Source organism: uncultured Citricoccus sp. (genome assembly GCF_937871995.1).
In the GTDB taxonomy this organism is placed as follows: domain Bacteria; phylum Actinomycetota; class Actinomycetes; order Actinomycetales; family Micrococcaceae; genus Citricoccus.
In genome coordinates this window covers 1-4003 of the sequence record NZ_CALMQR010000046.1, presented here as the reverse complement: position 1 = coordinate 4003, position 4003 = coordinate 1, and the positions used below count along the sequence as shown (strand labels likewise).

The window sequence follows — 4003 nt, the reverse complement described above, 5'->3', positions numbered from 1 at the left end:
GCTTGGCGTTGTCCTTGGTCAGGTCGAGCTCGTAGTGCCGGCCGTCGACACCGAACTGGACGGTTTCGGTGGCCGGTTCACCCGTGAGGTCATCGACCAGAACTGTCTTCACTTGCTGCGCCATCGCTCTCCCTGCCGCGGTTCTGCGCGGCCCACTAGGACTGATATTCAACAGATATCAGGGTCTCAGAACTGAATCATGGAGGACGAATCGCTACGGAACCCACTGCGGCACGAGCCGGGGCCGCTGCTTCGAAAGGCCAGCGTGCGGGTCAAGAGGTGCAAGCTCATGCCACTCACTGGACGTCCTGTCCGGCGGCGTCGTTGAGTGCAGCTGCCTAGCGGGACCTAGTCCCAGACGGCCAACGCGTACTCGCCATCGCTGGCGACGTGCTGACCGCCGTGGCCGCTTTCGAAGACGCAGACCACCACGAAACCGTTGTACTCGGTCTCAGCGGGGCAGCACCCAATGGCAGATGACCCCAGAGGCAACGGGTCCCCAGGTCGGATCACGCTCGACCTGACGTCGCCCAACGAAGCCCCGACGAGCACAGCAGAACCAGCACGACGACACCTCCCCTGGTTGATATTCGTTGGCATGCACGTGATAACTGGGGCGCACGCTCCGGTGCACCTGTTCCGCATGGCCCCACGAAAGCACGCCGCGACAAGGAGCGATTTTATCAATACCTATGGAGGTACAGGCCCGGGTCCACCCGTGCCCGTTGCCAGTGCAGGTCTGCGTCGGTGATCCGCAAGGGCGGGACATTGCCGGGAGATGAAGGACCGCCCTCCGCCTCGGAGGGGATGTGCGGAGGGCGGTCGGGGCCGCGGAACTCGCATTCACCACGGCCAGGCGGCGACACGGTATGGGGGATGGCCGCCGCGACCCACAATGTTACCAGCGAGTTAGATTGACCGTCCGTCAAAGCGAGGAACAACCCCCGCGCGGGGATCCTTCGCTCCTAACGTCGACGCGCCACCGGGCGCCCGTTCGTTCAGTCCGCCGAAGACCTACGGTGAGATGATCCGCGCCCGTAAGCGGATCTCTCCACGGACGCGTCTGAGCCCATGGTCGGGGCCGCTATCAAGCGATCACAGAAGGCCGCCATTTAGCGATCAAATCCACAGACCGGCCCATCCACGCTACGCGCGACCACCGTGCTGTCTGGGGGTATGGGGCGGAGGCCTTGGGGCTGAGGGTTAAGCGTGCTAATTGGAAGCGCTCTTGCTTTTCCCGGGGGGACACAAAAATGACCGAGGGGGTGCTCCCCGTGCTGGGCCTACGGGGTGATGGAGTCGACCATGGCAGCGTTTACCCACATGGCGAGGCTGTCGGGGTAGGCCTTCTTGATGGCCTCTGCCGTCTTGGCTCGGATGACCTCGAAGCAGGCCTCCGCGCCCGGCTGGTCATGGAACTGGCGCCAGGCCTGGTCGTAGTTGCTGTGGTCGTGCCGGACGACCTGGATCATCAGCCTGGCCTTCGTCCATTCGTCCAGTTCGGCATAGGCAGGCTTGGTCCCTGCCTCAATGGCCCGGCGGTGCCGTTCTCGCCACTTATGGGCTGCGGTGAGTTCGAGCTTGTGAATGCCCACCTTCTCAACCTCGATGACCAGCGAGAGGGCCTTCACCTCGTTCGCATTGGCCGCCGGGTCGGTCTGCCTCATGCGCTCGACACGGCGCTTTTGGAGCACCCGATTGACGGCTGGGTCTTTCAGGGCGCGCTCTGCCTCACTCCGACGGAACACCAACTGCTTGACCAGCATCCCGATGGTGTCGGGCGGCAGCGTGGGCCAGACCCACTTGAACAGCCCGAGGGACTCGATCTCCTCGGAGGTGAATCCGAAGGCTTCGAGATCCTCCTGGGAGGGATTGCTCCCTACCTCAGCGTTGAACCGCGCCAGCCAGTAGGCGGGGCTGTCGGGGCCTGGAATAGGGTTCAGTTCTGGGAAGGACTCCATGGCGCCATCAGGCCTCGGTTCGCTCATGATGAACATCTTAGAAGCAAGTCAGATCGCGGTTTGGTGCGCTACCGACGAGTGAATGTCACTGGGCAGGAGGTGGTTCCCGTTCGCTTTCAGAACCTGGTGAGGTGGTGCGCTCGATGGTGCCTTGGTGCGGCTATAACTAGAGCCTGTCCTGCAAGCTCAGCGGAGCCAGAACACGGTGGCGGCGATGGCGAGTTCAGCGGCGTAGTACGCGGCACGTTTGGCGTACCGGGCGGCCAGATCGCGGAACTGTTTGAGCCGGGCGAAGCATCGTTCGACGACGTTGCGCCGCTTGCACTCGTCCTGGTCGAAGGTCGGCGGGCGGCCGCCGGCGGAGCCCTTGGCCTGACGGTGGGCGATCTGGTCGGACTTCTCGGGGCTGGTGAACCGCGCCCCGCAGGCCCGCATTGCCTTGTGGGTCGAGGGGTGGGAGTAGGCCTTGTCGGAGATCACCGCCTCCGGTCGGCTCCGGGGCTGCTGACGCTGCTCTGCTCCAGCAGCGGCACCAGTTGGGGGTTGTTCCCGGCCTGACCGGCAATGCAGAGCACGCTGATCGGCAGGCCCCGTCCGTCCACAGCCAGGTGGATCTTGCTGCTCAGTCCGCCGCGGGATCCCCGGACGGACGCTATGTCGCTGATGCTGCTCGTCCCACTGCATGGGCTACAACGGGACGATGGGATGGCGCGATAAGTGGTTTGGCTTGGACGAAACGAACTGGCCACAGAACCCGAAACTGGACGTGTTCCGTGAGGCGGTGTGGCAACTGTCGTTGGACGGCGAGGTCCGCGGATGGGTGACGACCTCCGTGATGCCCATGCGTTCGCTGCCGTTCTTCTGGGACCAGCAAGAACAAATGTGGAGCCAGGTGCATTGGGCCGACGGCCGGCACGAGTACTGCGAAGAAGACTATGGCCCCGGGTGGTATGCGGTGGAGGAACTACGCCACGGACACTTCTCCACATGGGACCCGGCGATCGATCAGGAAATCGACTTCGACTCGACGCTCGTCACCGGCGCCGAGCGAAACCGCCTATGGGCACAGCTGAACCACGGGCTCGAGCCTCACAGTCGGAGTTAAGGAGAGGCCCACACATATATATCCGCGTGGATTGACTGGGCCCAAGTGCCCGATGGCGGATCCTTGGCGGGATGCAGCAGCACGCGCCAGTAATGCGTTTTCCTACACTCGATAAGGGGTGGTTCGGTCAGACCTCTCGCCATGGCTCGGCGTCGAGCAGGTCCAGTGCAGCTGACGGATCCCTGACGAGCTGAGCCAGACCGGTCAGCTTCGCGGGGAAGGCGCAGGGGTCCGTCGTCAGGCTCACTTCGTCAAAGTGCGCATGTAATCGGTGGCGAAGCCTTGACGGTAACGTGTCAGCGACTTCTTTTTCCAGTATGCGTGCTTCGTCAGAGAGCGCCGAAGGCATATGCCGTCGCATGAGCTCGAGTCTCGTTTCTGGTTGCGGTGCAGGCAGTGACGCCGCTTCCAGCAATCGCGCCGCCGCGGCGCGCACCCACGGATGTGCCGCATCGACTGGTAACGGAACAGGGATGCCCTGTACAGCCTGGATCGCGTGCAGTGTGACCGCGAGAGAAATGCTTGACGGGTCCTCGTGGGCGTTCACGTAGCGGAACGTGTTGATGCCAGGGGCGCACACCTCGACCATCTGCACGTCACCCACCCAGTTGACGGGCTCTTTGTGTACACCTGTTTCGATGGCGGCGTTGGGGCTGAGGCGAACCCGATACAGATAGAACTGATCATCGGCGCTGTCCTGATCACTCATCCGTCTAAGCATGTTCTCGATCGCCGCCTCGTAAGTCCCGAGATGCAGCGCCTTGGTCTTCTGATTTGCAGTCCAGCGCTCCAGTGCCCGCCCATCGGATCCGATACGCTGGAATCTTTGCTTGGTTCTCTCGGTGAGATGAGCGGTGGGATCGAAGCCTCTGTCGGGCCAATTGGGACTGCTGCACGAATAGGTGACATCTGATCTGTGACGCTGTGAGGCGTTGCT

Annotated in this window: 5 protein-coding genes; 1 reads left to right on the top strand and 4 read right to left on the bottom strand. The window is 62.9% G+C overall.

From position 1 onward, the window contains the following. From Q0283_RS04140 to Q0283_RS17610, 3 genes are all read right to left on the bottom strand, one after another. Positions 1–124: histone-like nucleoid-structuring protein Lsr2 (locus Q0283_RS04140; protein ID WP_298043231.1), on the bottom strand; the 124-nt coding region annotated here is incomplete at its 3' end. A 1159-nt stretch (positions 125–1283) separates the two neighbouring features. Next, on the bottom strand, positions 1284–1988 hold the full coding sequence (locus tag Q0283_RS04135) for a hypothetical protein (protein ID WP_298043229.1): 705 nt from the start codon (positions 1986–1988) through the stop codon (positions 1284–1286). Between the two features lie 159 nt (positions 1989–2147). Beyond that, positions 2148–2645, bottom strand: a complete 498-nt coding sequence (locus tag Q0283_RS17610; RefSeq protein ID WP_366133900.1) for a transposase — start codon at positions 2643–2645, stop codon at positions 2148–2150. Between Q0283_RS17610 and Q0283_RS04125 the strand changes: the two genes are divergently transcribed. Further along, on the top strand, positions 2644–3066 hold the full coding sequence (locus Q0283_RS04125; protein ID WP_298043225.1) for a hypothetical protein: 423 nt from the start codon (positions 2644–2646) through the stop codon (positions 3064–3066). The two genes, Q0283_RS17610 and Q0283_RS04125, sit on opposite strands and share 2 nt — an antisense overlap. A 127-nt stretch (positions 3067–3193) precedes the next feature. On the opposite strand, the gene Q0283_RS04120 is transcribed toward Q0283_RS04125, so the two are convergent. Next, positions 3194–4003, bottom strand: an 810-nt coding sequence (locus Q0283_RS04120; protein ID WP_298043223.1) for a hypothetical protein, incomplete at its 5' end; no start/stop codon positions are given.

Excerpts from the sequence above, each read along its gene's own strand:
- Q0283_RS04135 (WP_298043229.1), bottom strand. The coding sequence starts at position 1,988 with ATGAGCGAACCGAGGCCTGATGGCGCCATGGAGTCCTTCCCAGAACTG.
- Q0283_RS17610 (WP_366133900.1), bottom strand. The coding sequence starts at position 2,645 with ATGCAGTGGGACGAGCAGCATCAGCGACATAGCGTCCGTCCGGGGATC.
- Q0283_RS04125 (WP_298043225.1), top strand. The coding sequence starts at position 2,644 with ATGGGCTACAACGGGACGATGGGATGGCGCGATAAGTGGTTTGGCTTG.